Origin of the sequence: Streptomyces sp. NPDC048637 (genome assembly GCF_040650675.1) — a bacterium.
GTDB lineage: Bacteria > Actinomycetota > Actinomycetes > Streptomycetales > Streptomycetaceae > Streptomyces.
The window spans coordinates 140,581-164,807 of record NZ_JBEZHQ010000006.1; the positions used below are offsets into that span (position 1 = coordinate 140,581).

Annotated in this window: 21 protein-coding genes and 3 pseudogenes; 10 read left to right on the top strand and 14 right to left on the bottom strand. The window is 69.8% G+C overall.

The window, feature by feature from the left end; all coding sequences use genetic code 11:
• Positions 1-265: 265 nt before the first annotated feature.
• A pseudogene (locus tag AB0C46_RS11515) lies at positions 266-981 on the bottom strand (VIT family protein).
• Between the two features lie 83 nt (positions 982-1,064).
• Here AB0C46_RS11515 and AB0C46_RS11520 point away from each other — a divergent pair.
• On the top strand, positions 1,065-1,688 hold the full coding sequence (locus AB0C46_RS11520; RefSeq protein ID WP_362827584.1) for a YIP1 family protein: 624 nt from the start codon (positions 1,065-1,067) through the stop codon (positions 1,686-1,688).
• A 187-nt stretch (positions 1,689-1,875) separates the two neighbouring features.
• On the opposite strand, the gene AB0C46_RS11525 is transcribed toward AB0C46_RS11520, so the two are convergent.
• The gene (locus tag AB0C46_RS11525) at positions 1,876-2,241 is read right to left on the bottom strand and encodes a hypothetical protein (RefSeq protein ID WP_362827585.1); all 366 of its coding nucleotides are present in this window, start codon (positions 2,239-2,241) and stop codon (positions 1,876-1,878) included.
• A 294-nt stretch (positions 2,242-2,535) separates the two neighbouring features.
• On the opposite strand from AB0C46_RS11525, the gene AB0C46_RS11530 reads away from it, so the two are divergent.
• Together AB0C46_RS11530 and AB0C46_RS11535 are read left to right on the top strand one after the other, a co-directional pair.
• The gene (locus AB0C46_RS11530; protein ID WP_362827586.1) at positions 2,536-3,870 is read left to right on the top strand and encodes a CaiB/BaiF CoA-transferase family protein; all 1,335 of its coding nucleotides are present in this window, start codon (positions 2,536-2,538) and stop codon (positions 3,868-3,870) included.
• A gap of 82 nt (positions 3,871-3,952) precedes the next feature.
• The gene (locus tag AB0C46_RS11535) at positions 3,953-5,299 is read left to right on the top strand and encodes an Ig-like domain-containing protein (protein ID WP_362827587.1); all 1,347 of its coding nucleotides are present in this window, start codon (positions 3,953-3,955) and stop codon (positions 5,297-5,299) included.
• A gap of 166 nt (positions 5,300-5,465) precedes the next feature.
• On the opposite strand, the pseudogene AB0C46_RS11540 reads toward AB0C46_RS11535, so the two are convergent.
• From AB0C46_RS11540 to AB0C46_RS11550, 3 genes and pseudogenes are all read right to left on the bottom strand, one after another.
• Positions 5,466-5,848 (bottom strand): annotated as a pseudogene (locus AB0C46_RS11540) (Scr1 family TA system antitoxin-like transcriptional regulator); the annotation flags it as partial.
• A gap of 282 nt (positions 5,849-6,130) precedes the next feature.
• Positions 6,131-6,877 carry a hypothetical protein gene (locus AB0C46_RS11545; RefSeq protein WP_362827588.1) on the bottom strand — a complete coding sequence of 249 codons (747 nt, stop codon included), beginning with the start codon at positions 6,875-6,877 and terminating at the stop codon, positions 6,131-6,133.
• Positions 6,878-7,076: 199 nt separating this feature from the next.
• Positions 7,077-7,274, bottom strand: a complete 198-nt coding sequence (locus AB0C46_RS11550) for a hypothetical protein (RefSeq protein WP_362827700.1) — start codon at positions 7,272-7,274, stop codon at positions 7,077-7,079.
• A gap of 251 nt (positions 7,275-7,525) precedes the next feature.
• On the opposite strand from AB0C46_RS11550, the gene AB0C46_RS11555 reads away from it, so the two are divergent.
• Positions 7,526-7,987: an NUDIX domain-containing protein gene (locus AB0C46_RS11555; RefSeq protein WP_362827589.1), complete on the top strand. Its 462-nt coding sequence runs from the start codon at positions 7,526-7,528 to the stop codon at positions 7,985-7,987.
• Between the two features lie 94 nt (positions 7,988-8,081).
• On the opposite strand, the gene AB0C46_RS11560 is transcribed toward AB0C46_RS11555, so the two are convergent.
• The 6 genes and pseudogenes from AB0C46_RS11560 to AB0C46_RS11585 form a co-directional block, all read right to left on the bottom strand.
• The gene (locus tag AB0C46_RS11560) at positions 8,082-9,188 is read right to left on the bottom strand and encodes a helix-turn-helix transcriptional regulator (RefSeq protein WP_362827590.1); all 1,107 of its coding nucleotides are present in this window, start codon (positions 9,186-9,188) and stop codon (positions 8,082-8,084) included.
• A gap of 77 nt (positions 9,189-9,265) precedes the next feature.
• Positions 9,266-10,276: an IS481 family transposase gene (locus AB0C46_RS11565; RefSeq protein WP_362827591.1), complete on the bottom strand. Its 1,011-nt coding sequence runs from the start codon at positions 10,274-10,276 to the stop codon at positions 9,266-9,268.
• Positions 10,273-11,451 carry a Cmx/CmrA family chloramphenicol efflux MFS transporter gene (locus AB0C46_RS11570; protein ID WP_362827592.1) on the bottom strand — a complete coding sequence of 393 codons (1,179 nt, stop codon included), beginning with the start codon at positions 11,449-11,451 and terminating at the stop codon, positions 10,273-10,275. Before AB0C46_RS11570 ends, AB0C46_RS11565 begins: the two co-directional genes overlap by 4 nt.
• Before the next feature lie 1,000 nt (positions 11,452-12,451).
• Positions 12,452-12,697, bottom strand: a pseudogene (locus AB0C46_RS11575) (PfkB family carbohydrate kinase); the annotation flags it as partial.
• A complete protein-coding gene (locus AB0C46_RS11580) occupies positions 12,694-13,476 on the bottom strand; it encodes a DeoR/GlpR family DNA-binding transcription regulator (RefSeq protein ID WP_362827694.1) in 783 nt (260 codons plus the stop codon). The pseudogene AB0C46_RS11575 and the gene AB0C46_RS11580, both read right to left, overlap by 4 nt.
• Before the next feature lie 261 nt (positions 13,477-13,737).
• On the bottom strand, positions 13,738-14,739 hold the full coding sequence (locus tag AB0C46_RS11585; protein WP_362827593.1) for a sigma-70 family RNA polymerase sigma factor: 1,002 nt from the start codon (positions 14,737-14,739) through the stop codon (positions 13,738-13,740).
• 186 nt (positions 14,740-14,925) lie between these two features.
• On the opposite strand from AB0C46_RS11585, the gene AB0C46_RS11590 reads away from it, so the two are divergent.
• From AB0C46_RS11590 to AB0C46_RS11600, 3 genes are all read left to right on the top strand, one after another.
• Positions 14,926-15,606, top strand: a complete 681-nt coding sequence (locus AB0C46_RS11590) for an N-acetyltransferase family protein (protein ID WP_362827594.1) — start codon at positions 14,926-14,928, stop codon at positions 15,604-15,606.
• Between the two features lie 131 nt (positions 15,607-15,737).
• Positions 15,738-16,301, top strand: a complete 564-nt coding sequence (locus AB0C46_RS11595) for a hypothetical protein (RefSeq protein ID WP_362827595.1) — start codon at positions 15,738-15,740, stop codon at positions 16,299-16,301.
• A gap of 50 nt (positions 16,302-16,351) precedes the next feature.
• Positions 16,352-16,864, top strand: a complete 513-nt coding sequence (locus AB0C46_RS11600) for a PPOX class F420-dependent oxidoreductase (protein ID WP_362827596.1) — start codon at positions 16,352-16,354, stop codon at positions 16,862-16,864.
• 36 nt (positions 16,865-16,900) lie between these two features.
• Here AB0C46_RS11600 and AB0C46_RS11605 read toward each other — a convergent pair whose 3' ends face one another.
• Positions 16,901-17,455, bottom strand: a complete 555-nt coding sequence (locus AB0C46_RS11605; protein ID WP_362827597.1) for a pyridoxamine 5'-phosphate oxidase family protein — start codon at positions 17,453-17,455, stop codon at positions 16,901-16,903.
• Between the two features lie 297 nt (positions 17,456-17,752).
• Here AB0C46_RS11605 and AB0C46_RS11610 point away from each other — a divergent pair, with 297 nt between their 5' ends.
• Positions 17,753-18,802 carry a questin oxidase family protein gene (locus AB0C46_RS11610; RefSeq protein WP_362827598.1) on the top strand — a complete coding sequence of 350 codons (1,050 nt, stop codon included), beginning with the start codon at positions 17,753-17,755 and terminating at the stop codon, positions 18,800-18,802.
• 328 nt (positions 18,803-19,130) lie between these two features.
• Positions 19,131-19,628, top strand: a complete 498-nt coding sequence (locus AB0C46_RS11615) for a MarR family transcriptional regulator (protein ID WP_362827599.1) — start codon at positions 19,131-19,133, stop codon at positions 19,626-19,628.
• Between the two features lie 318 nt (positions 19,629-19,946).
• Here AB0C46_RS11615 and AB0C46_RS11620 read toward each other — a convergent pair whose 3' ends face one another.
• Positions 19,947-21,485 (bottom strand): MFS transporter, encoded by a 1,539-nt coding sequence (locus AB0C46_RS11620; RefSeq protein ID WP_362827600.1) that lies wholly within the window; start codon positions 21,483-21,485, stop codon positions 19,947-19,949.
• A 291-nt stretch (positions 21,486-21,776) separates the two neighbouring features.
• Positions 21,777-22,439, bottom strand: coding sequence for a helix-turn-helix domain-containing protein (locus AB0C46_RS11625; RefSeq protein WP_362827601.1), 663 nt, complete (start codon positions 22,437-22,439; stop codon positions 21,777-21,779).
• Positions 22,440-22,929: 490 nt separating this feature from the next.
• Here AB0C46_RS11625 and AB0C46_RS11630 point away from each other — a divergent pair, with 490 nt between their 5' ends.
• Positions 22,930-24,177: a M6 family metalloprotease domain-containing protein gene (locus AB0C46_RS11630; protein WP_362827602.1), complete on the top strand. Its 1,248-nt coding sequence runs from the start codon at positions 22,930-22,932 to the stop codon at positions 24,175-24,177.
• The last annotated feature ends 50 nt before the right edge of the window (positions 24,178-24,227 follow it).

Consider the following 24,227-nt stretch of genomic DNA (forward strand, 5'->3'; position numbering starts at 1 on the left):
ACGGCGGAAGAGCGCCCCGCAGGCCGTGACGGCAACGGGGACGACGGGGTGACTGGGCGAGGGGGCGAGGGGGCGACCGCCCACGTCCGAGGCCGGAGGGGATGCCCCGTGCCCTGCCCCCACGGGACGACGGAACGAGGGGACGACGGGTCAACGGGTCAACGGGTCAACGGGTCAACGAAACAACGAGACAACGGAACGACCGCCCACGTCGGAGGCCGGAGGAGATGTCCCGTGCCCCGTGCCCCGCCCCCACGGACCACGCTCAAACCCCCGCCGCCCCCAACACCGACCCCGCCGCATACGTCACGCCCATCGCCACCACCCCACCGCCCACATTCCGCACCATCGCCCGCCCCACGGGCGCGAACCCCAGCCGTGCGCTGCCCCACCCACACACACCCAGCGCCACGACCACGGCGAGTACCGTGATCCACAACCGATGCGAGGCCGGCAGCAGGACAATCGCCAGCAGCGGCAGCACGCCCCCGCCGTGAACGCGAGAAAGCTCGCACCCGCCGCATGCCATGGGTTGGTGAGTTCGTCGGGGTCGATGCCCAGCTCCACCTCGGCATGGGCCCGCAGCGCATCGTGCTCGGTGAGCTGCTCGGCCACTTCCCGGGCCAGCTGCGTGTCGAGCCCCTTCCCCTCCAACATCTCGGTCAGCTCGATGAGTTCCGCCTGCGGCTCGGTCGCCAGCTCCCGCTTCTCCTGCGCCAGCGCGGCCTTCTCCGAATCGCGCTGGGTGGAGACCGATACATACTCGCCGGCCGCCATCGACAGGGAACCGGCCAGCAGCCCCGCCAGCCCCGCCGTCAACAGCGCGCCCCGTTCGTCGGTGGCTCCGGCGACCCCGACGACGAGTCCGGCGGTGGACACGATGCCGTCGTTGGCGCCAAGGACCGCCGCCCGCAGCCAGTTGAGCCGGCTGCCGAGCCCGCCGCCGTGTGCCTCGCCGTGCTCCGGTGTCTGCAAGGTCATCGCAGGAGCGTCTCACCCGTACCGGCCGTGCCCCGCTCGACGCCCCCGCGCCACCCCGGATTGGCCGGTGGTAGAAACGGCTCATGTCCGCACCGCCCCCCTCACCGCCTCCCCAGCCCCCACCGCCCACGCTCGTTCAGCCGGCCCCCCGCAAGCCCGCGCCTCGGCGCCGACTGTGGTGGCACCGGCTGATATTCGGGCTCTGGTACCGCCCGGTGGAGGTGCTGGACGAGGCGCGGGACCGCAGCGCCTGGAGCGCGGCGGTGCTGCTGTCGCTGATCAGCGGCGCCATCGGGGTGCTGTCGGTGGACGCGTTCCACACCCAGTGGGCCGTCGACCGCACCGCGGGACTCAAGCTCATCGGGCTGGCCGAGGCAGGGGTACTGATCGCCAGCCTCGTGCTGGGCGCGGTCGCCCATGCGATCGCCCGCACCCTCGGCGGCATCGGCCGCTTCGCACCGACCGCGAGCCTGTTCATCGTGCTGTTCTGGGTGACGGATCTGCCGCGGCTGGCGATTGCCGCCTGGCTGCCGACCGATGCCACCTTCGTGCAGGCCGCGACCTGGACGACCTGGGGCTTCGGCTATGTCCTCGCCATACTGCTCATACGTGGCCAGCACCATCTGTCGACGTGGAAGTCGGCAGCCGCGGTCTCCGTACAGATGCTGGCCGCACTGGCCCTGCTGAGGCTGGGCCCGGTCCGCTGAGATGGGACCCGGTCCGCTGGGGCTGGGCCCGGTCCCGCTGAGGCTGGGCCGGTCCGCTGAGGCTGGGCCGGTCCGCTGAATCCGGAGCCGGTCCGCTGAACCCGGGGCCCGTCCGCTGAACCCCGGGCCGGTCCGTGGGGCCGTCCTCGCGACACCGGGCACCTACGACCGGTCGGCTGCGGCCGCCTCAACTACGGCTGATCAGCCGCCGTACGAGCCCCTCGAACGCCGCCCGCTCGGCGGCGCTCAGCTCCACACACTCCGACGGCGGCCCGTCCGGCCCGGTCTGTCGCGGCACCGATCCGAGCAGCTCCGGCTGTGCGGGCAGCCCCGCCTGGGGCAGCCCCTCCGGGCCGCGCGCTGAGAACGAGCCACCCGGTGCGAACCACTCACGCGAGGCGTACCGTGCCCGCATCTCCCGCTGGTCCCGCCGCAGGGCGGCCTCGTACCGGCCCCGTCGCAGCAGTCTGGTGATCCCGACGGCCCAGACGGCGCCCACAGCGACGAGTACGCCGAGGCCGATCTGCTGCAGAATCGAAGCGGAGGGAAGCATGTGGTCCTCCCGGACGGATGGGGCGCTGGGCCAGGGCTTGTCTTCGGATCGGTCCAGGAGCCAGTAGACACCACCCTTCAGGCCTTCCGACAGGAGATCTTGGGCCAAATGTCCCGAAGTGACACATCTCCTATGACATTTCGCCACATTTCCGGCACGGCCCGTGAAGGCGCCACCCCAAGAGGCCGCCCCGGCAGGATTCACCCCGCCCCGTTGGACACCGCGGAGGCTTCCCCCGACGAAGATCGTCGCGGACGATGACGGCACCTCGTCCGCGACGTGAGGAGTACGCACGTGCCGCAGCCGCACCGGCCGCAGCCCCGGCCGCCCGCCGACGCCGCCCCCGAGCCCACTTGCACCGGGTCCACCGGCACCGGGTCCACCGACGCCGGTCCACCCGGCGGGCCGCCCGCCCGCGCCCTGGACGGCATCCTCGTCGCGGACTTCAGCCGGGCGCTGGCCGGGCCGCTGGCCGCCGCGACGCTCGCCGACCTCGGCGCCGAGGTGATCAAGGTGGAGCGGCCGGGCACCGGCGACGACACCCGCGCCTGGGGCCCGCCGTTCGTCGCGGACCCCCCTTCCGGCGAGGAGCCGGCGCCGGGCGAGGGCGGCGCCCCGCAGCGCGGGACGGCCGCGTACTTCGACGCCGCGAACCGCTCCAAGCGCGGCCTGACGCTGGATCTCGACGACCCGGACGATGCGGCCGCGGCCCGCGAGTTGGCGCGCCGGGCCGACGTACTGATCGAGAACTTCCGCCCCGGCTCGCTCGCCGCATACGGCCTGGACCCCACCGCCACCCGTGCCGCCCACCCGGGCCTGGTGCACTGCACCATCACCGGGTTCGGCTCCGGTGCGGGCGCCCGGCTGCCCGGCTATGACTTCGTCGTACAGGCCGTCGGAGGGCTGATGAGCCTCACCGGTGAGCCCGGCGGTACACCACTGAAGGCGGGCGTCGCGCTGGTGGACGTGCTGACCGCGAAGGACGCCACCACGGGCATCCTCGCGGCGCTGCGCCACCGCGACCACACCGGCGAGGGCCAGCTGGTCGAGGTCAATCTGCTGTCGTCGCTGCTGGGCTCGCTGGTCAATCAGGTGTCCGGCCAGCTGGCCACCGGCCACGATCCGGGCCCGATGGGCAATCGCCATCCGAGTATCGCCCCGTACGAGACGCTGGCCTGCCGCGACGGGCAGCTGCTCGCGGTGGCGGTGGGCAATGACCGTCAGTTCCGGGAGCTGGCTCGGGCACTGGGCGCCCCGGAACTGGCCGAGGACCTCCGCTTCGCCCGCAATGAGCATCGGGTACAAAACCGCACAGATCTCATCAAAGCGCTGGAGAACCGGCTGGCCTCCGACACCCCACACGGCTGGACCGAGCGGCTGACCGCCGTGTCCGTGCCCTGCGGTCCGGTCAACACCGTCTCCGAGGCCCTGGAGTTGGCGGCGCGCCTCGGTCTCGATCCGGTGACACCGGTCGGCGAGGGGCGCGTCCCCCAAGTCGCCAGCCCACTCCGCCTTTCGGGGACGCCGGTGACCCAACCCTTCGCCCCACCCCGCCTGGACGAACACGGCACGGCACTGCGAACCTGGCTGTCAGGGTCGGCCGACCACCCTCTGCCGCCACGCATGTGACCTTCATCACAAGACAGTCGTACCCGCAACCAAATCCGCCCGCTCGTGCTGTTTACCAGCACGGAACCACAACACCCCTGTTATGGAGCAGCTCGTGACAACGCCGGACAACCTCGCGCCCGCTCGGTCCCGCACCCCGCACCAGCTGCTCCCGTCGGTCGAGCAGTCGGCGCCGGGCGCGCCGCGCCGTCACCGGCGGATGCGCCGCACGCTCGCCGTGACGGCTCTGTTCGCAGCGGGTGCGCTGACCCTGTCCGCCTGTGGCGGCGACGCCTCGGCCGGCGGCAACGACGACGGCAAGAACGGCCAGGCCGGCGCGGACGCCGCGGCCGCCAAGAACGCCTCCGCCGTCAAGATCAAGGTCTCGTCGGACGACGGCGCCACCAACGCCAGCATCAACGACACCGGGGTGAAGGCCACCGGCGGCAAGTTGACCGAGGTGAAGCTCACCGAAGCCGACTCCGGCAAGGACGTCGCCGGTGCCATATCGTCCGACGGCACGTCCTGGAAGCCCGGCGCCCAGCTGGAGCGCGGTACCAAGTACCGGATCGTGGCGAAGGGCAAGGACGCCAAGGGCCGGGCCGCCACCCAGAACGCCACCTTCACGACGGTCTCCTCGGCCAACAGCTTCATCGGCAGCTACACCCCCGACAACGGCAAGACCGTCGGCGTCGGCATGCCGGTGTCCTTCAACTTCGACAAGGCGATCACCAACAAGAAGGACGTCCAGTCCCACATCACGGTGACCTCCAGCAGCGGCCAGAAGGTCGTCGGCCACTGGTTCGGCACCCAGCGCCTGGACTTCCGTCCCGAGGACTACTGGAAGGCCGGCTCCAAGGTCACCATGAAGATCGACCTGGACGGGGTGAAGGGCGGCCAGGGCATCACCGGCGTGCAGTCCAAGACGGTGTCCTTCACCATCGGGCGCTCGCAGGTCTCCACGGTCGACATGGACACCCAGCACATGACGGTCAAGCGGGACGGCAAGACCCTCAAGGACATCCCGATCTCCGGCGGCAGCCCCGAGAACCCCACCTACAACGGCCAGATGGTGATCTCGGAGAAGTTCGAGCAGACCCGCATGGACGGCTCGACGGTCGGCTTCAAGAAGAAGGACGGCAAGGGCGAGTACGACATCCCTGACGTCCCGCACGCCATGCGGCTGTCGGCCTCCGGCACCTTCCTCCACGGCAACTACTGGGGCTCCCCGTCCATCTTCGGCCAGGCCGGCACCAGCCACGGCTGCGTCGGCCTGAAGGACAACAAGGGCGGCGGGGGCGACACCGACGGCAAGTGGTTCTTCAACGAGTCGCTGATCGGCGATGTCGTCATCGTGAAGAACTCGAAGGACGAGACCGTCAAGCCGGACAACGGCCTCAACGGCTGGAACATGCCCTGGTCCGAGTGGCAGGCGGGCAGCGCGGCCTGACGGACGGCGTTCGCGACGCACATCTGAAGGCGGTGGCCGGTCCCTGATAGGGGCCGGCCACCGCCGTTCTGGTCTTCGGGCGGTCTCCTGGGACCGGGGGCGTCAGGCGCCGGGAAGTCCGCCGTTTTTCACTGCGGTGACGAAGGAGGCCCAGGCGGACGCCTCGAAGTAGCCGGTACGCGTACGTCGCCGTCTGGAGCAGCCCCGGCACCACGCCGGGCGAGTGCTGCTGAATGCCCGCCGCCTCGGCCTCCAGCGCCATGAAGCGCCGGTATCGCTCCTTGAACTGCGTAGGATCCCCCGCCGCCAGCTCCCACAGCGTCAGCAGCAGTCCGGGCGTCCCGTAGTGCTGGTCCAACGCCTGCGCGACCTCCGGGCCGCCGAGGGTCTCGCCCTTCTCCATCTTGCCGAACAGGGACCAGCCCCAGCCCAGTACGTCGCCGAGGTGCCGGAGGCTGTCGCCTTCTGGGCCCGTAGTCATCGCAGCTCTTCGACGTAGCGCTGGCGCGGCTCCTGGCTCCGACCGGTGACCGCTCGCCTCGGTGGCATGGCGACCTCCTCCGTGGAGGGTGTGGAACTAACGGTGCGGGGCGGCGAAATACGGCCTATGAGCAGCATTCGCCCGCCTTTTCCGGCCGCTTCTCGTAAGGGCCGGAACACACGCGGTAGTTGCGCGCCGGTCCCCCAGGCAGGGAAGTGGCGGACAGGGGGAGGTACTGGGGGCGGTACTGGGGGCGGTACTCATGATGCCCGCACAACGGGCGGCGGCCGCCGGATGCTCCGACGGCCGCTGAACCGGTTGTGCGGGGACGGTGGGGCCCCGCTGGGACCTTACGGGTGGTAGCGCTCGGCGATCTTCGTGGCGGCGCCGTGGTCCACGGTCACCCGGACTGTGACGCTGCCGAGCTTGGCCGCCTTGCGCAGGTCGGCGAGGGTGCACGGGAGAGTGCCGTAGCCGGAGCCGTCCATCTGGACGTTGCCGTCGGGGGCCCCGCAGAGCGCCGCCGCACCGAGCACCTTGGTGCTGTCGAGAAGGTGGAAGGCCTGCTCGCTACCGTTCTCCGGGGCGACCGTGAGCTTGTAGTCGGTGAGCCACTTCAGCTTTCCGACCCAGGTGCCGCTGACGCCCTGCCTTCCGGCGGACGCACCACCCTGCCCACCGGAGCCACCCGTCGCGGAACCCTGGCCTCCGTTTGTGCCCGTACGCGACGCGCCCTTCCCCGTTGCGGCCCCGGAGCCACCGCCCGTCTGCTGCCCACCTGTCGAGGACGAGCCCGCGGAGGAACCGCCCGAGGAGCCACCCGAGGAGGCACCGCCGGACGCAGAGCCGCCGGACGAGGAGGCACCCGACGCGGAGTCCCCCGCCTTCGAGCCGCCGTCGGGCGCTGCCTGGCTGCTCGAAGGGGAGGGTGCGGCCGACGCCTTGTCGTCGCCGTTCTGGCAGGCGGTCAGCGAGAGCGCCGCGGCGGCGACGAGCGAGGCGACGGCAAGACGGCGACCGCGGCGCAGAGTGGCGGTGGCGAGCGGCATGAGGATTCCCCCGAGCTGGTGAGTGGTGCCCTTCGGTACGACGCCCATGACTCTCGTCGGCCCGGCTAAAGATCCCCTAACGCACGGGTAACTTCGCCTCACGTCCCGTCAGAGCGCGTCCGGCACCGGGGTGGAGAGCCAGGCGAGCCGAGGCCTCCACCGTGCGAGCGGGCGCGCCGATGCCTCCACCGGGTGCGCGGTGGAGGCATCGGGAGCGCCCTTGGGACTGCTCGTGCGCCGGGCGGGATCAGGCGGCGACCGTCACCTGGGACTCGTCGTCGGCCGGCGAGGGCGCCGGGTGGGTGGGGGACGGCTTTCGCAGGCCCTTGAGGAGGATCACCAGGGCCGTGCTGACGGCCGTACCCGCGGCGATGGCGAGCAGGTAGATCGTATGGGCGCCGGCCCGGCCTTCGACCACTGCGCGCTCCACCGTGGCGGCGCGCAACAGCCGTGTGCATACGTGCGTGCGCAGGCGAAGGCCTTGAGCGAGACGACGGAGATTGCCACAAGCAGCTTTATGGCGATGCCAGGGCAGGAGCGTCCGAACCCGACTATCGTTCCGTCTCAACGTGACCTTGAGGTCAGGGGGATGGTGGCCGCAACGGCTCAATAGGGCTTTCGCACGTGCGGGCGACTTGAGCCGGCCCCCGTGAACTTACCGATTTCGTTGTACGCGACCAGGAAGAGGGGCATTCCGTGGCGATTGAGCGCGGTGTCTACATGATCATGGTGCGGAACCGGAAGGTCCTGGCCCTGCGACGGATGGAGGATGAGGATCCGTTATTCAAGGGCGTTCTCGACTATCCGGGTGGACGGATGCACGAGGGTGAAGAGATGGTTGAGGCTGCCCTTCGCGAAGGACTGGAAGAGACCGGCCTGAGGGTGGAGCAGATCGAGTTCCTCCGGGAGTGGAAGCATCTCTGGGACGACGGCTCCTCCTTTCATGTCACCACCTTCATCGGCTGGGAGCCGGAGGGCGAAGTGCGCCTGAGTGACGAGCACTCGGAGTATCTGTGGTTGTCGCCCGCAGATGTGCTAGCCCAAACATGCTCGGCTGATCAACGTCAGTCCGAGATCTTCATGTCATGGCTTGAGGGGTTCCGTGAGGACACCCGCCTCGTCGAGCGCAAGATCGACGCTTACGACGCCAGTGGCTGATCGCAGCCATCGCACCAACATCCGCCAGGTAAAGACTGTCCTGCGAGTCACAATCGGAGGCGCGTGAGCCGGCCACACGCCCCGTCGGGCAGAGTTATGCGCTCTCCACTTCGCTCATCAACATACGAAGCGTAAGAGAATGCTTCTCGGGCGGCAGCTCGTCTAGTGCTCCCTGTGCGTACTGAACACCACCCACCTTGTCGCCTGCTTTGGCGATCATCAAACCGCGGTGCATCTCTAGGTGTGTGGCGAATCTCGGCAAGGTTGCAGGCAGTTCGAGCCGCGCGGCTTCTTGGGCTCTAATTGCCCCTCGCTCGTCGCCCAATCGAGCCAAAAGCAAGCTCAAGAAGACGTTCATGCGCCACCACGGAACCGCGTAGTCCGAGGTCTGTTCGTATGAAGCCGCCGTGTCGAACACTCGCCGGCCCTGAGCTGTCAGGGAGCGCGCAGACGCCAAGTCACCACGAAGGGCTGCTGCGTGCGCCTTGCCCATGATGGCGTTGAGCAGGCCCAACGACGGCTTGTCACTGATCGCCATTGCTTGATCGGCGAACACATCCGCTACACCGAGCGCGGCCCCCTCATACCCAAGGGCGATCGCGGCACGCCCCCGGACCCACACGCGAGAATCCAGATCTCCAGACTCATCTGCTGCGGCTGCGGCCATCCGGTACCAGTTGACCGCCTTCGCGCCGTCGCTACCAGGGAAGGTCTTGGCGTACAGGGTCATCAGTCGAGCAGCCACGGACCAGAGCCGAGGTGCGTTCAACTGCTGTTGGACGACCACGAGTTCACCAGACACACGGCGCTGAATGTCCCCGGCCCCCATCGACATGTAGTCAGTGCCGTAGGTGGCCAACTTGCCTTCCCAGTCGTCAGCAGACGGGCCACCGGCAAGCCGAGTGGCGAACCCGGTCGCGAGCAAGTCGGACGCCACCACAGGAGCTATCGCGGTGGCGGCGGTGCTGAAAAGGAACTTTCGTCGGTCCACTTCACCCTCAAGGGCGGCCAGGGGGACATCTAGGACGACTGACAGGCAGCGCAGATAGAACGAACCGGGTTGGTTCTTGCCGCACTCCCACCGGCTCACGTACTCACGCGTCAAGGTGGTGTCGAACGTTTGGTTGACCTCGTGAGCCAACCGCCCTTGGCTCCATCCTCGCGCTTCCCTCAGGTCCTTAATCAAGTCGCCGATGGTCATACGCCATCTTGCCCCTAGGAACGCCCCTACGGGGCCCAACGATTCGGTCGCCTTAGCACTTGCCCCTAGGTATGCCACTAGCTGTTGCTGGCCATGACGTTGGTGACGCTCGCGTGGAGGCGTGAGGCTGGAGGACGGTTTCCGGCGGCGGTGTGAGGCCGGTGATAGTTGTAGTGGACGTTCCAGACCGCGATCGCCCGAGCTCGTTCTGCTTCAGAAGTCCACTGCCTGGCGTAGAGGAGTTCTTCGGCGAGGATGCGCTGGTAGCGCTCGACCTTGCCGTTGTGCCGGGGCGTGTAGGGCTTGGTCCGCTGGTGGCGGGAGGCCCACGAGATCAGGGAGCGTACGAAGACCGTGGCGCGGTAGTTGGCGCCGTTGTCGGTGACCACGCGCACGACCCGGTGGATACCGTGGGCGGCGAAGAACGCGCGGGCGCGGCTGAGGAACCCCACGGTGGTGGCGGCCTTCTCGTCGGGAAGGGGCTCGGTGTAGGCCAAGCGGGAGAATCCGTCGACGGCAGAGTGCAGGTAGATGTACCCGCCCTTGGCGCCACCGGTCTTCGCGCGCTGTGCGGCCCTGGCCTGCTCGGAGCCGCGTCCGTGGGCCCGCCACCCGCCGCCGTCGGGGATCCGTCCGACCTTCTTGACGTCCAGGTGGACCATGTGGCCCGGATACCGGGCCACGATCCGTTTCGACGGGCGCCTGTTGGCCGAGCCGTCGGGGTCGAGGAACCGGCGGTGGTTGATGCCCAGGCGCGCCAGCCACCGGCCTACGGTGCGCTCGCTGATCCGCACGCCTTGGTTCGCGAGTTCGAGGGTGATCCGGCGGGCGGACCACTTGTTGTCCCGCCGCAACCGCTCGATCCGTTCGACGACATCGGGTGGGGTCTGGGTCGGTGAGGATCGCGGGACGCTTGGGCGGTCCTGCAGCCCGAGTTCCCCGTACTGGTCGTACCGGTTCTTCCATTTGGACAGGCAGGCGCGGGAGACGCCGGCCTCGGCGGCGACGTGCGCGATCGGACGGGTGCGGCAGCGCTCCACGAGCCTTCGGCGTCCCTCGATGTTCAAGGGGGCGTTCGCATGTGTCACTGGAGCACCTCGGTGCTCCGGCCGGCGGTGATGGCGGTGAGGAGGGGGAACGCGATGAGCAGCGCGACCGCGACGAGGAGTCCACTCGCCCAGAGCGGACCGAGGTCCCCGGCTTCGGTGCTGAGGGTGGCCGCAGCGATGACGGGGCCGACGGCGGCGCCCACGTTGAGCGCCGCGGTCGCATACGAGCCGGCCATGGTGGGGGCTCCCGCGGCCTCGTAGAGGACTCGCGTAATCAGTGTGCTGCCCAGCGCGAACGACAGTGCGCCCTGCACGAAGACGAGGATGAACAGGGCGACCGGCTCGTTGGCCAGCATTGCCAGGGCCGGCCAGCCGATGAGCAGCAGTGGGCCGCCGACTGCGATGACTGGACCGGGACGCCGGTCGGACAGTCGGCCGGCGACGGTGACGCCCACGAAGGAACCGGCGCCGAAGAGCACCAGAGCGACAGAGATCCACAACTCGCCCAGCCCGGCGCTGTCGGTCACCACGGGGGCGAGGAAGGTGAGGCTTCCGAAGGTTGCCGAGTTCACCAGCGCACCGAGCAGCATCACCAGGATCAACCGCGGCCGTGTGAGCTGGCCGAGCTCCGCTCGCAACGCCGGCCTGCCAGTCGCCTTATCCTCATCACGTCCTGCTGGAATTCCCTTCAGGATGCCGAGAGCTGCAGGCAGGCAGAGAGCGGCGACAGCCCAGAATGTGGCCCGCCAGCCGAGCACCGCGCCGAGCACCGAGCCGCCAGGGACACCGGCGATCGTGGCCACCGTCGTGCCTGACAGCAGCACGGCCAGCGCACGTCCCTTCTTGTCGGGTGAGACAAGCGTGGCGGCAGCTGTCAGAGCGACGGCAAGGAACCCTGCGTTCGCGAGCGCGGCGACGACCCGGGTGGCGAACAGGACCGGGAAGCTGGGGGTGATGGCGCCCACGGCATGAGCTGCCGCGAAAGTGAGGATGAACCCGAGAAGGCTGGAGCGCCTGGGCCAGTTGCGGGCAAGCGCAGCCACGAAGGGGGCACCGACGATCATGCCGACCGCGAAGGCCGAGGTGAGCGTTCCGGCTGTCCCGACTGTGACATCGAGGTCTGAGGCGATGTCCGGCAAGAGGCCAGCGAGCATGAATTCCGAGGTGCCCATGGCGAAGACCGCCATGGCAAGCAGGTACAGCGGGAGAGGCATCGAGTGGCTCCGAGGTGAGGAGAAGCACGAGAAGGTCATCTCGTCACCGCGGCCAGCCCCAAGGGCACCCTCGCCCGGCCGCAGAATGCGGCGCGACGACGGGGCTACGAGCTCAGTGGTTCAGGGGGCTGACGGCGTGACCGAAAGCCCCCACCTTGTCTGACTCAGGACTCGACATGGCCGGCACGCTACCCGACCGATGCCCGTCGAAGCATCTTGGTTTCCTGACATCGGCCTGTGTCACCAACGTCATGTCCCGCAACAACTAGCCGCCCCATCCGCTTGGTCACATGGTGATTACCGCCAGAAACGCTGAGTAGCCATGTGATGGGGCTGGTGCATCCATGAAGACACGCAGCGACCGACCCGGAGAGTCCGAGGGGACACCGGCTGTGGGCACGCTCCTGCACGACAGCTACGAGGACGAGGTGGGTGAGTTCCGTGGTGCTGTTGGGGGGATGTGGCAGCTCCGCCCGCCCGGTGGCGGCAAGGAGTGGGGCGCGGACCCCGGCACGGTAAAGCCGGCGGGTACCACCGATCGCATCCGTGCTCTGGCATTGGAACACAATGCCCGATGCCGGAACGCTCGCTCATGAGCACCACTTCGACGCGCACCTACTGGTGCGAGGCAATCGCTGAGGGGCCAGCCAACGGCGAATGGGTTCCGATCACGCTTGGCACCTGCCAGACGATCTCTCCGAAACTGGCACTCCGATGGCTCCGAGAGCAAGCGCACCGCATCGCCGACGGTCTTGATCCGTCCCCCAGATCCGAGTGGATCAAGGGACGCGTACTCGTGCGTGTTCCTCCCGATCTCCCAGATGCGCCGGCCGAGTTGCGGCTGTGGAGCACCGATGCCGAGTCACAGCGGAGTGCGCAACAGCATCTCCGTGACGGTGCGCCCCTTACCTTCACAGCGGCCGACCACACTGGACGATTCTCCCTGACTGCCTGGCCCGTGAACGTGCCGGTCCCCACCTTGCCCCCGGCTACGGGCAGCCGGCACCTCCGCCACCTCGATGCCCTCGGTGCCCAGCAGCCCGGCCAGCGCCGCACCGGCGGGACCGCCCAGCGGCAGTACGGCGACGGTGCGATGCCCGGCGGCGGCGACCGCGCGCGAGACATTGACGCCCTTGCCGCCGGGGTCGATCCGGTCGGCGGTCGCCCGGAGCACGGCCCCGCGGTCCAGCGCCGGGATCTCGTACGTACGGTCCAGGCTGGGGTTGGGGGTGACGGTCAGGATCATGCGCGTACTACTTCCGTGCCCGCACGCTCGATGGCGAGGGCGTCGTCGGGGCTCAGGCCCGTGTCGGTGATGAGCAGGTCCACATCCGACAGCTCGCCGAAGCGGGCGAAGTGCTGCTGCCCGAATTTGGCGGAGTCGGCGAGGAGGACCACCCGGCGGGCGGCGGCGATCAGCGTCCGCTTGACGGCGGCCTCCGCGAGATCGGGCGTGGTCAGGCCGCCGTCGAGGGAGAAGCCGTTGGTCGCGAGGAACAGCACATCTGCGTTGATCTCGCGGTAGGCGCGCAGCGCCCAGTCGTCGACCGCGGCCCGCGTACGGTGCCGGATGCGGCCGCCCACGAGGTGGAGGGTGAGCCCGGGGTGGTCGGCCAGCCGCGCGGCGACCGGCAGACCGTGGGTGACGACGGTCAGCTCGGCCTCCAGCGGGATCTCGGCGGCGAGCCGGGCGGCGGTCGTACCGGCGTCCAGAATGACGCTCCCGACACTGCCGACGCCGCCTTCGCCGCCGGGAAGCTCGGCGAGCGCGGCCCGCGCGATGCGCTGCTTCTCGTCGGCGGCGACGGCGTCCCGCTCGGCAACGCCGGGCTCGAAGTCCAGCCGGCCGGCCGGGATGGCGCCGCCGTGCACCCTGCGCACCAGACCGGCCCGGTCCAGGGCCTTCAGATCGCGCCGCACGGTCTCGGCGGTGACCTGGAACTCCTCAGCGAGGGAGAGCACATCGACCCGCCCGCCTTCACGGGCGAGCCGCAGGATCTCCTGCTGGCGCTCCGGTGCATACATCAGCGTGTGCGTCCGTTCCATGCCCGAGCCTGTGGTTTCGGTGCGAGGCTACGCCCGGATTTCGGCAAAGTAAACAGACCCGGGCTTCAGTCAGACTCAAACGGACATCCACTGCGACTGCGAGGTGCGGGTGCGACTGCGAGGTGCGGGCGCTACCGCGCAGGCTCCAGAACTCGACGGAGCCCCGATGCCGGAAGTGGCATCGGGGCTCGTCCGTCACAGACCGGGCCTCGGAACTCGGCGGGCGCACCCGCCCGCTCGCTACGCGGCCGCGTCGAATCCCGTGTCATGCGCCATCCGCTTCAGCTCCAGCAGCGCATGCTTCTCGATCTGGCGGATCCGCTCGCGGGTCAGGCCGTGCTGCTTGCCGACCTCGGTCAGCGTGCGCTCGCGGCCGTCCTCGATGCCGTAGCGGGCCTTGATGATCGAAGCGGTGCGGTGGTCGAGACGGTCGATCAGGTCCTCCAGCTCCTCACTGCGCAGCAGCGTGAGCACGGACTGCTCCGGCGAGGCCGCGGAGGTGTCCTCCAGCAGATCACCGAACTGGGTGTCGCCGTCGTCGTCCACCGACATGTTGAGGCTGACCGGGTCGCGCGCCCAGTCGAGAACATCGGTGACGCGGGCGGGCGTGGAGCCCAGCTCGCCGGCGACCTCCGCCGGCTCCGGGTCACGGCCGTTCTCACGGTTGAACTCGCGCTGCACCCGGCGTATCCGGCCCAGCTCCTCGACGAGGTGCACGGGCAGCCGGATCGTGCGCGACTGGTCGGCGATGGAGCGGGTGATGGCCTGGCGGATCCACCACGTCGCGTACGTCGAGAACTTGAAGCCCTTGGCGTAGTCGAACTTCTCCACGGCACGGACCAGACCGGCGTTGCCCTCCTGGATCAGGTCCAGCAAAGGCAGCCCGGCGCGCGGGTAGCGGCGGGCGACCGCCACCACCAGACGGAGGTTGGAACGGATGAAGACGTCCTTGGCCTTGTCGCTCTCCTCGACCAGCGCCGCCAGCTCCTCGCGGGCGGCGCCCGCGGCATTGCCGTCGGTGACCTCACCGTCCAGGATTTGCTGGGCGTAGACGCCCGCCTCGATGGTCTGGGACAGCTCGACCTCCTTGGCCGCGTCGAGCAGTGGCGTACGCGCGATCTCGTCGAGGTACATGCCGACCAGGTCGCGGTCGGCGATCTCCCCGCCTACGGCTCGAACGCCCTTGGCCCCGTCGGAACCGCTGCTGCTTTCCTGACGGCGGGCGACGGCACGGGTTGCCATGCGTGTACTCCCTTTGCGATGAGTCGGTCGCGGGACGGTGGGCGGGCCGGGTAGCGGCACCGAAACCGATGCTTGCCCGAGTGGCCCGTCCGAAGGAAACAACGGCTGGAATCCGGACAGAATTCCCGGGCCGCCCCGCTATTTTTCTGATCATGCAGTACCCTGCGCCCCCATCTAGGAGGTCACATGCTGCAACAACACGGGGAAGTGCAGGTCAGAGCGGGCGCTGAAGCGGACCTTCCAGCCCTTACTGATCTTTACAATCACTACATCCGCGAGACCTGCATCACATTCGATCTGGAGCCCTTCACTCCGGAACAGCGTCGCCCGTGGTTGCTCTCCCACCCCCAAGACGGCCCGCACCGTCTTCTGGTTGCCCAAGAGGCGACAGACCGGATGAAAAACCCGCACAACGGGCCGGTGAGAGATCCCTCCATGGGTGGGCCGGTGAGCGGCCCTTCCACAGGCGGGCCGGTGAGCGGTCCCTCCACAGGCAGGCCGGTGAACGGTCCCTCCACGGGTGCGGCGGCATCCGGGGCCGGGCATCCGGAGGGTGCGCTGCTCGGTTACGCGACCAGTAGCGCGTTCCGCCCGAAGGCCGCCTACGCCCCGTCCGTCGAGGTCACCGTCTACTGCGCCCCGCACGCCGCCGGCCGGGGTGTCGGCACGCTGCTCTACAAGGCCCTGTTCGAGGCACTGGCCGATGAGGACGTGCATCGCGCCTACGCCGGGATAGCCCAGCCGAACGAGGCCTCCCACCGCCTCCACACCCGTTTCGGCTTCCGGCACATCGGTACGTTCACGGAGGTGGGCCGCAAATTCGGCCGCTACTGGGACGTGGCCTGGTACCAGAAGGATCTGGGCTGAACCCGCCGGCCACCGGCCACGGCTCCCCGCACCGCCCCTGACTTCCGTGCCCGCCGTTCCGGTTGCCGCGGGCGGCGCCCGGGTGTCGCCTGGACAGGAGGGGCAGCGGGGGAAACCGAGAGGAGCCCGCCATGGACCAGCACGCCCAGCGGCACGGCGCGAGGGCCGCCCGCTCCCACGGCACCGTCGAACCCGAACACGGCGCGACGACCGCCGCCCGTCACCCGGAGCTCGCCCCGGGAACGTCCGGGATGAAGGGGCGGGCCAGGCACATCCCGGCGACCGTGTCGCTGCCGATCATCACGGCGCTCGCCTTCGGCTGCTTCATCATCTTCCGCACCCACACCGCCGGCATCAAAGGCGGCCCGGCCATGCTGTACGGGCTGGCCGGGGCCGTGGTGTCGGGGGCGCTGGGGCTGGTGGTGGCCCACTTCCAGTCGACCCTGATCACCGAGACCCGGGCGTCCGCCTACGGTGCGCTCTTCGGCTGCTCGCTGGGCTGGGTCTACAGCCTCGGCGGCGAAGCCATCCTCAAGTCGTGCGCCTTCGGGTTCACCATGGGCGCCGTGATGTTCGTCGCCGCCCTCTACGTCTTCCGCACCCACCGCACCCGCGAGCCACACGGCCTGCACCGGCCGCACAAGACCCACCACCGGGACGACCGGTCGCACCGGTTGCCGGCGGCCACCCACTGAAGCCACCACCCCTTGACCTCAACCGCAATTGAGGTCCTAGCGTCCACAGCATGACAACGCCCTCACACCACGCGGCACCGAAGCCCTCGGCATCGGACGCCTCGACGCCGGACGCTTCGGTGGTGCCGGCGGTGGACGCCGCCGCGGACGTCCTCACTCCCACGGAGCGCGCATACCTCGCCGGCCGGCCGCTGGCCCGTCTGGCGACCACCGGGCCGAACGGCGGGCCGCAGGTACGCCCGGTCGGCTTCGTCCTGAACGACGACGACACCGTCGACATCGGCGGGCCCGCGCTGCGCCGCAGCCAGAAGTACCGCAACGCCCAGGCCCGCCCCGAAGTCTCCCTGCTCATCGACGACATGGCGCCGGCCGACGACCCGATCGCGCCCGGCTGGGGCCGCGGTGTGGAGATCCGCGGCCGTGCCGAACTGCTGACCCTCGACGCGCCTCCGATGGCCCCCGACTTCTTCAGCAACGACGTGATCCGCATCCATCCGCGCCGCATCATCAGCTGGCACCTCGAACCGGACGACGGCCGCACCGGGGCCCGCAACGTCGGCTGACCCCAGGGCCGGCCCCTGCCCCTCCCCTCCCCCTCCTCACTCCACCTGCTGCGCCGCACCGTTCGACGTCCGCCGGATGGTGCGCAGCGCCCGGCCCGGCGCCCAGGTCTCCACCACCACATACGGAGCCTCGACGTACGTACGCACCACCTCCGTCAGCACCGCCAGGAACAGATGAAACGGCTCCGGCGGCTTCACCGCTGCGGCATAGCGCGCGACCACCTCGGGGTCGGTCACCTCCACGGCCCGCCCGGACACCCGTACATCGCTGTCGGCCAGATCGGTGCCCGGCCCCGGATTGGCATGCAGCGAGAACCGGGGGTCGCGCCGCAGGTCGGACACCTTGCGCGAGCCGACCATCATGCCCAGCCACAGTTCCCCGTGGCGGAAGTCCGCCTCCAGGCCGGTGAGCCGTGGTGCGCCGTCCTTCCGCACGGTCGCCAGGACGTGGTGCCGGTACGCCCCGAACCGCTCCCGCACCCGCCCGGCGAGTTCCGGTACCGCCGCCTCGGCCACCGACCAGCCGGCCGCGCCGCCGTCGCCGCCCGCACCACTCCCGATGCCTGCCACACCTCTGCTCTCACTCGTCATGGCAGCACCCTCCCCGCAATACCCGACACCTCTTGTCCGGTATGGATACGCGAAGGGATATCGGTACGGCGGTCGGCCCGCTCGCCCCGTACGGCGGACCGGCCCGCTCGACCGGAAACGGCGGACCGGCCCGCTCTCCGCCGCGGAACCGGTGACGCCCCTCGACACCGCCTCCACCTGCGACCTTACGACCAGCGCTGTAAGCCGCAGCCGACCAGCGGAGTAGGCCGCAGCCGACCAGCGGTGTAGGCCGGAAGCCCGTTACGCGACGCCTCCCCGCCGACCTAGCCTCGGGCCATGGATACGACGAGCGGCACACTCGACGAAGCCCTGTCACGCCTGCACACCTCCGGCCCCGAGTTCAGGGGCTATCTGAGCAATCACGGACCGATGGCCGTCGAAGCCATGGTCCGCAACGGCCAGGCCCACACCGTGCACCGCTGGCTCGACGCCTACGCGGACAAACTGGAGGACGTACCGGCCGCCCGGTCCCGTATCACCGACGCCAACTGGCAGCAGGCGCTGGGCGATCCGAGCCGGGTCACCGACTGGACGCGGTACTTCACCGGGCAGGTCGCCGAGCGCCCCTGGCGTGAGCTCCTCGCCGAGTGGTGGCCGCGGCTGCTGCCCGGCATCGCCGGCGCCGCCACCCACCCCGTCATCCGCGTAGGCCATGCCGTCCGCAGCCTGCTGACGGAGGGTGAGGACGCCGCCCGGCTCGCGGAGTTCGCGCACGCCCTCGGCTACTGGGGCGCCCGCCATCTGCCCCTGCCCGCCGCGGTACACCCCACCGGCAGCGCCACCCCGGCCGAGGCGCTGTCCGCCCTCCCCCGTATCGCCGAGCGTCCGGCGACACCGCTGAACGGTTACGAGCAACTGCCCGGCACCCCCGGCTGGTTGAGCACCACCGAGTCGCTGCGCCTCCCCGACGACCCCGAGGCCGCCCGCGAGGGCCTGACCGCTCTCGTACGCGCCGCCACCCTCAACTACGCGGACCACGGCCACGGGAACGGCATCATGCTGGTGCACGCCGCCACCGCGCCGAACGCGGCCCTGCGCACCCTGCCGGCGCTCCCCCGGGACCTCTGGGTGAGCTCGTTCGCGGTGGCCTGGGCAGCGGCCTCGGCGATCACCACGCTCTACGCCGCGGACACCCCGCGTCCGGCGCCGGACGCCTCCGCGGCCACACCCGAGGAGGTCTTCGAACGGGCGGTCGCCCACGGCAACGAGCACGCGATCAAGTTCGCGGACACCGCCCTGGACGTCGCGGCATCCTCCGCGGACGGCGACACCCGCGCCCTGTCGGCGGCCCTGAACGCGGTGGAGCTGATCGACCCCGACGACTGACGGACAGAACCGCACCCCGGCCCCGCCCCGCCTCGCCTCGCCCCGGGCAGAGACGGGCAGAAGGCGGACGGGAGGCGGACGGGAGGGTCCGCAGGGGTCCGAAAGGGTCCGGGAAATCTCCGCCAGCGGGACATCCGCACCGTGGCTCAGATAGAGAGCCGGAATTACGGACATCACCACTTCACGGCGTCACACTTGGCAGTAGTCGGCGTGTGTGCCCGCAGCACCGAAAGAACCAAATACTTGAACATTCAAGCGTTAGAATCTGGCCATAACCCGACGTTGTTAAAACTTAAATAACTCTCCGAGTGGTGAGAGAGTGGATGGTATGAGCAACGAACCCGCAGCCGAGCCGCGCTGGCTCAGCGACGAGGAGCAATTCGCTTGGCAGTGCTACCTCCACGCCACCACGCTCCTGGAGGATCACCTCGACCGCCAGCTGCAACGGGATGCCGGGATGCCGCATGTCTATTACGGCCTGCTCGTCCAGCTCTCCCGTGCACCGCGGCGCCGGATGCGGATGACCGAGCTGGCTCAGAACGCCAAGATCACCCGTTCCCGGCTCTCACATGCGATCGCGCGCCTGGAAAAGAACGGCTGGGTGCGGCGCGAGAACTGCCCGTCCGACAAACGGGGCCAGAACGCCCTCCTCACGGACGAGGGGATGCGAGTCTTGGAGAAGGCCGCCCCCGGACATGTCGCCGCCGTACGCTCCGCGATCTTCGACCGCCTCTCCCCGGAGCAGGTCGGCCAACTGGCCGAGATATGCCAAGTGATGACCGAAGGACTGCAGCCGAAAGGCGCCGACCTCCCCTGGCTGCGCTGACGGATCAGCGGAACCGGAGGAGGCCGACGCCGGTGTGAGCGAGGGAGCCGGACAGACCGCGTCCGGTGCGGGCGTACGTAATCCGCAGCGCATGCAGTCCGCAGCGCATGCAGTCCACAGCTCACGAAGTCCACAGCACACGAAGTCCACAGCACACGAAGTCCGCAGCGCCCGGCGCCGGGGCGGCCCGGCCACCGCCCGGGGCGGCGGGATGCCGGCCCGACCCGACCCGGCCCGCCCCGGCCTGACCCGACCTGACCCGGCCTGACCCGACCCGCAGCGGGATGCCGTACGCCCCCCCGGCCCGCCCCCGACGACTCAGTGCACCATCACCGGAACCTGGACCTCGCCGTCATTCTCGGACGAGCCCAGGACCGTGCTCTCGCCGTCGGCAGAGGAGGCAGCCGGCGAACCGGCGTCCGGCCGCCCGGTGTTGATGAAGGTGTAGGCGATCACGCCCGCCAGGACCAGGATGCCGACCGCCCACCAGATGGCGGTGGTGTAGCCGTGCACCATCGACTGGAGCTTGAGCAGGTCGGCCGAGCGCGCACCGGCCGCGTGCGAGGTGGCGTACGCGGTGGTGGCGCTGGCCGCGATGGAGTTCAGCAGGGCCGTCCCGATCGCGCCGCCCACCTGCTGCGAGGTGTTGACCATCGCGGAGGCGACACCGGCGTCGCGCGGCTGGACGCCGTGCGTGGCCAGCGACATGGCCGGCATGAACGCCGTACCCATGCCCAGGCCCATCAGCAGGAAGCCGGGCAGGATCAGCGCGGGGTAGGACGTGTCCAGATCGATCTGGGTCAGCACCAGCATGCCGAGCGCGGCGACCGTGAAACCGGGCGCCATCAGCAGCCGCGGCCGGACGCGGGTCATCAGCCGGGCGCCGATCTGCGTCGAGCCGGTGATCATGCCAACGATCATCGGGAGGAAGGCCAGACCGGTGGTGACCGGCGTATAGCCCTTCACGATCTGCAGGTAGTAGGTCAGGAAGAGGAAGAGACCGAACATGCCGATCACGGCGAGGCCCAGCGACGCGTAGACACCGGCGCGGTTCCGGTCGGTGACCACCCGCAGCGGCAGCAGCGGGGCCTTCACCTTGGACTCCACCAGGACGAACGCCAGCAGCAGCACGGCGGCCGCGACGAACAGGCCGAGGGTCGGGCCGGCCAGCCAGCCGTCCGACTCGGCGCGGGTGAACCCGTAGACCAGCGAGACCAGACCGAGGGTGGCCAGGATGACGCCGGGGATGTCCAGCCGGGAGGGGTTACGGCTCCCCGCGGGCTCGCGGATGACCAGGTACGCGCCGGTCGCGGCGATCACGGCGAACGGGATGTTGACGAAGAAGGTCCAGCGCCAGTTCATGTACTCGGTCAGCACCCCGCCGAGGATCAGTCCCACGGCACCACCGCCACCGGCGATCGCACCGAAGATGCCGAACGCCTTGGCGCGCTCCCTGGCCTCGGTGAAGGTCACCGCCAGCAGCGACAGCGCGGCCGGTGCCAGCAGCGCACCGAAGACACCCTGCAGCGCACGTGCGCCCAGCAGCATCCCCTGGTCGGCCGCGGCCCCGCCGAGCGCGGAGGCGACCGCGAATCCGACGAGCCCGATGATGAAGGTCCGCTTCCGTCCCCACAGGTCGGCGACGCGCCCGCCGAAGAGCAGCAGACCGCCGAAGGCCAGTGCGTAGGCGGTGATCACCCACTGCCGGTTGGCGTCGGTGATACCGAGATCCTGCTGGGCGGAGGGCAGCGCGATGTTCACGATGGTCGCGTCGAGAACGACCATCAGCTGGGCGAGAGCGATGAATATCAGCGCTTTCCAGCGCCGGGGATCGACGTATGGGGCGGTTTCAGGCATGGCGGGATCCACCTACTGGTGCAGTGAGCGAACAGGAGCGAAGGACGGGACGGGTGAGGCGGCCGTCGGCACAGCGACGGACCGGACACAAAAAGACGCGGGGGACGGAACGGACGGTGACGGACGGGAGGGCGGGGAGGGCGGGAGGGATGGGAGAGGCGGGACGGATGGGAGAGGCGGGAGGGGACGGGCCGGGCGGATGAGACGGGGCGGGACCGGACGGGACGGGAGAGGCCGCCACCGCGTCGCGCCCCCACCGCGTCGCGCCGCCACCGCGTCGCGCTCCCCGGTTTACGAGCGGCGCCTCAAATCGTCCAAAGTGGCGGCGGCGCCAGGGAGTTCGGATCGGGCTGGTGCCTGCAGACCGTCCAGGAACAGTTGCAGATGCCGGTGCACGAACTGGTCGAAGTTCAGACAGCGACTGCCCGGCAGCGGCCGGGTGAGCTGGGTGATCGCGACCATCAGATCACCGACGGCGATGTCGGTACGCAGCTGGCCGCTGTCGCGCCCGGCGGCCATGACGGCCTCGACGGCCGCCTCCAGCCGTACCCGCTCCGCGACCAGATCGGGGTGGTCCCGATCGACGCCGTCGGAGAGCAACGGGCACAGCGCCCCGATCCGCTCCTCCACCGCAGCGTGCACAAAGCGCCTCAGCGCCTGGAAGGCATCGGACTCCTCGGCGAGGGCACTCTCGGCGCAGTCCGCGGTACGGGACATGACGGAGAGCGTGACGTGGTGGATCAACTCCAGGCGGTCCGCGAAGTGACGATAGAGCGTCGCATTGCCGACACCCGCGCGGCGAGCGATTTCATCGAGCGGGACCTCGGCCCCGAACTCGACCATCGTCTCGCGGGCGGCCGCGATGATCCGCTCCCGGTTGCGCAGGGCATCGGCCCGCAGCCGGGGCTGCTGCCCCTCCCTCCCGGATTCCGCGCATGCGGCGACGCCGGTCACGACAGCTGACTCCCCTCATCCCTCTCTCGGCACTTCTCGAAGCCTGACTTCTCGAAGCCTGACTTCTCGAAGCCTGACTTCTCGGTGCCTGACTCCCCGGATACCGCTCCCGGCGCCCGATCCGGTCACCCCACTCCGGCGACCGATCCGACACCCGGCACGAACCGGGGACAAGCTCCCCGTTTCATCCGGACGTCCGCATAAACGGGGAACCCCTCCCCGGATATTTCACGCCCCCATGTGACCTGAACCACACCCCACCGCCGTCTCCCCTCCCCGCGCACACCAGGCCGACCTCCGACCCCACCCAAGCCCAGCCCGCGGGCGGCCCGACTCCGGCCTCACCCAAGCCCAGTCCAAGCCCTGCTCAGGCCCAGCCGCGCCCCGGCCCCGGGCGTACCTCAGGCCGCCGCCCCATCCGGCCCCGACATGACTCCAGTTGATGTAACCCCGCGCGCGAGCGATCACCCGCCGACACAAGGTGATCAATATGAAGCACAAGGTATCCGCGGTTCTGGCCGCAGGTGCGGCCACCGCAGCCGCGGCGATAGCCCTGGGCTCACCGCCCAGCGCCGTGGCGATACCCTCCGCGCCCGGCGCCCCGCCGAGCGGCCCGTGTGCGCTGCGCGGCATCAGCGACGACGTCGCCGAATCCGCCGACACCCCCGCCGGATTCGCCCGCTCGTCCGGCGTCGTCCAGGCGCTCACCGTCTTCATCGACTTCCCGGACGCCCGCGCCACGATGTCCCCCGGCGCCCGCTTCGCCGAATTCTTCCCGGCCGCGACGGACTACTTCCGCACCAGCTCGTACGGCAGGCTGACCTACCGCCCCCGGCCGCTGCTCCAGTGGATCCGCATGTCACGGCCGCTCGCGGCGTACAGCATCCAGCGCGGCGCCGGCTTCGACCCGGCCTCGGACGGCGGCTATCACGCCCTCTCCCGGGAGGTCGTACGCGCCGTCGACCCGCTCGTCGACTTCCGTGACTACGACGTCATCAACATCATCGCCACCCCCAACGCGGGGCCGCCCGCCACCCGTACGGTCCTTTCGGTCACGTTCAGCGGCGGCGACATGGGACTGAAGACCGCCGACGGGGTGCCGTTCCGGAACGCCTCCTTCATCTGGAGCCGGCAAACCGGGGCGAGCGCCTTCCGCGTCCTCAACCACGAGAACGCCCACAGCTTCGGCCTGCCCGACCTCTACTTCACGGACGGCCGCGGCGCCCCGCCCCCCGTAGGGCACTGGGACCCGATGGACGAGGACTGGGGGCCGAGCAATGACTTCGTCGGCTGGCACAAGTGGAAACTCGGCTGGCTCTCCGCCGATCAGGTGCACTGCGCCCCCCACCGCGGAACGCCCGGCGAACACACCCTCACCCCGGTGTCCCTCCCCGGCGGCACAAAGATCGTTGTCATACCGACCTCGCCGCACACCGCCCTGGTCGCCGAGGCCCGCACCCGCGGCCTGCTGGACCCAACGGTCTGCCGGCCCGGCATCCTCATCTACCGCGTCGCCACGCACGTCCCCTCGGGCCGCGGCCCGCTCCGCATCGTGGACGCCACCCCGCACAGCGGCGGCTGCTACCGCGACAACAAGTACGTCGACCCGGAACTGACCGACGCCCCCTTCCGCCCCGGCGACACCTACACGGACCGCACCACCGGCGCGGCCATCACAGTCCTGACGGAAAACCCGGACGGCACCTATCGCGTACGGGTGACACCGGCACGCGCCTGATCACCTCGCCCGAGACCGCCCTGACACTGCCCCCTACTCCATCTCCCCCA

Excerpts from the sequence above, each read along its gene's own strand:
- AB0C46_RS11520 (WP_362827584.1), top strand. The coding sequence starts at position 1,065 with ATGTCCGCACCGCCCCCCTCACCGCCTCCCCAGCCCCCACCGCCCACG.
- AB0C46_RS11525 (WP_362827585.1), bottom strand. The coding sequence starts at position 2,241 with ATGCTTCCCTCCGCTTCGATTCTGCAGCAGATCGGCCTCGGCGTACTC.
- AB0C46_RS11535 (WP_362827587.1), top strand. The coding sequence starts at position 3,953 with ATGGAGCAGCTCGTGACAACGCCGGACAACCTCGCGCCCGCTCGGTCC.
- AB0C46_RS11545 (WP_362827588.1), bottom strand. The coding sequence starts at position 6,877 with ATGGGCGTCGTACCGAAGGGCACCACTCACCAGCTCGGGGGAATCCTC.
- AB0C46_RS11560 (WP_362827590.1), bottom strand. The coding sequence starts at position 9,188 with ATGACCATCGGCGACTTGATTAAGGACCTGAGGGAAGCGCGAGGATGG.
- AB0C46_RS11570 (WP_362827592.1), bottom strand. The coding sequence starts at position 11,451 with ATGCCTCTCCCGCTGTACCTGCTTGCCATGGCGGTCTTCGCCATGGGC.
- AB0C46_RS11580 (WP_362827694.1), bottom strand. The coding sequence starts at position 13,476 with ATGTATGCACCGGAGCGCCAGCAGGAGATCCTGCGGCTCGCCCGTGAA.
- AB0C46_RS11585 (WP_362827593.1), bottom strand. The coding sequence starts at position 14,739 with ATGGCAACCCGTGCCGTCGCCCGCCGTCAGGAAAGCAGCAGCGGTTCC.
- AB0C46_RS11590 (WP_362827594.1), top strand. The coding sequence starts at position 14,926 with ATGCTGCAACAACACGGGGAAGTGCAGGTCAGAGCGGGCGCTGAAGCG.
- AB0C46_RS11595 (WP_362827595.1), top strand. The coding sequence starts at position 15,738 with ATGGACCAGCACGCCCAGCGGCACGGCGCGAGGGCCGCCCGCTCCCAC.
- AB0C46_RS11600 (WP_362827596.1), top strand. The coding sequence starts at position 16,352 with ATGACAACGCCCTCACACCACGCGGCACCGAAGCCCTCGGCATCGGAC.
- AB0C46_RS11605 (WP_362827597.1), bottom strand. The coding sequence starts at position 17,455 with ATGACGAGTGAGAGCAGAGGTGTGGCAGGCATCGGGAGTGGTGCGGGC.
- AB0C46_RS11610 (WP_362827598.1), top strand. The coding sequence starts at position 17,753 with ATGGATACGACGAGCGGCACACTCGACGAAGCCCTGTCACGCCTGCAC.
- AB0C46_RS11615 (WP_362827599.1), top strand. The coding sequence starts at position 19,131 with ATGAGCAACGAACCCGCAGCCGAGCCGCGCTGGCTCAGCGACGAGGAG.
- AB0C46_RS11620 (WP_362827600.1), bottom strand. The coding sequence starts at position 21,485 with ATGCCTGAAACCGCCCCATACGTCGATCCCCGGCGCTGGAAAGCGCTG.
- AB0C46_RS11630 (WP_362827602.1), top strand. The coding sequence starts at position 22,930 with ATGAAGCACAAGGTATCCGCGGTTCTGGCCGCAGGTGCGGCCACCGCA.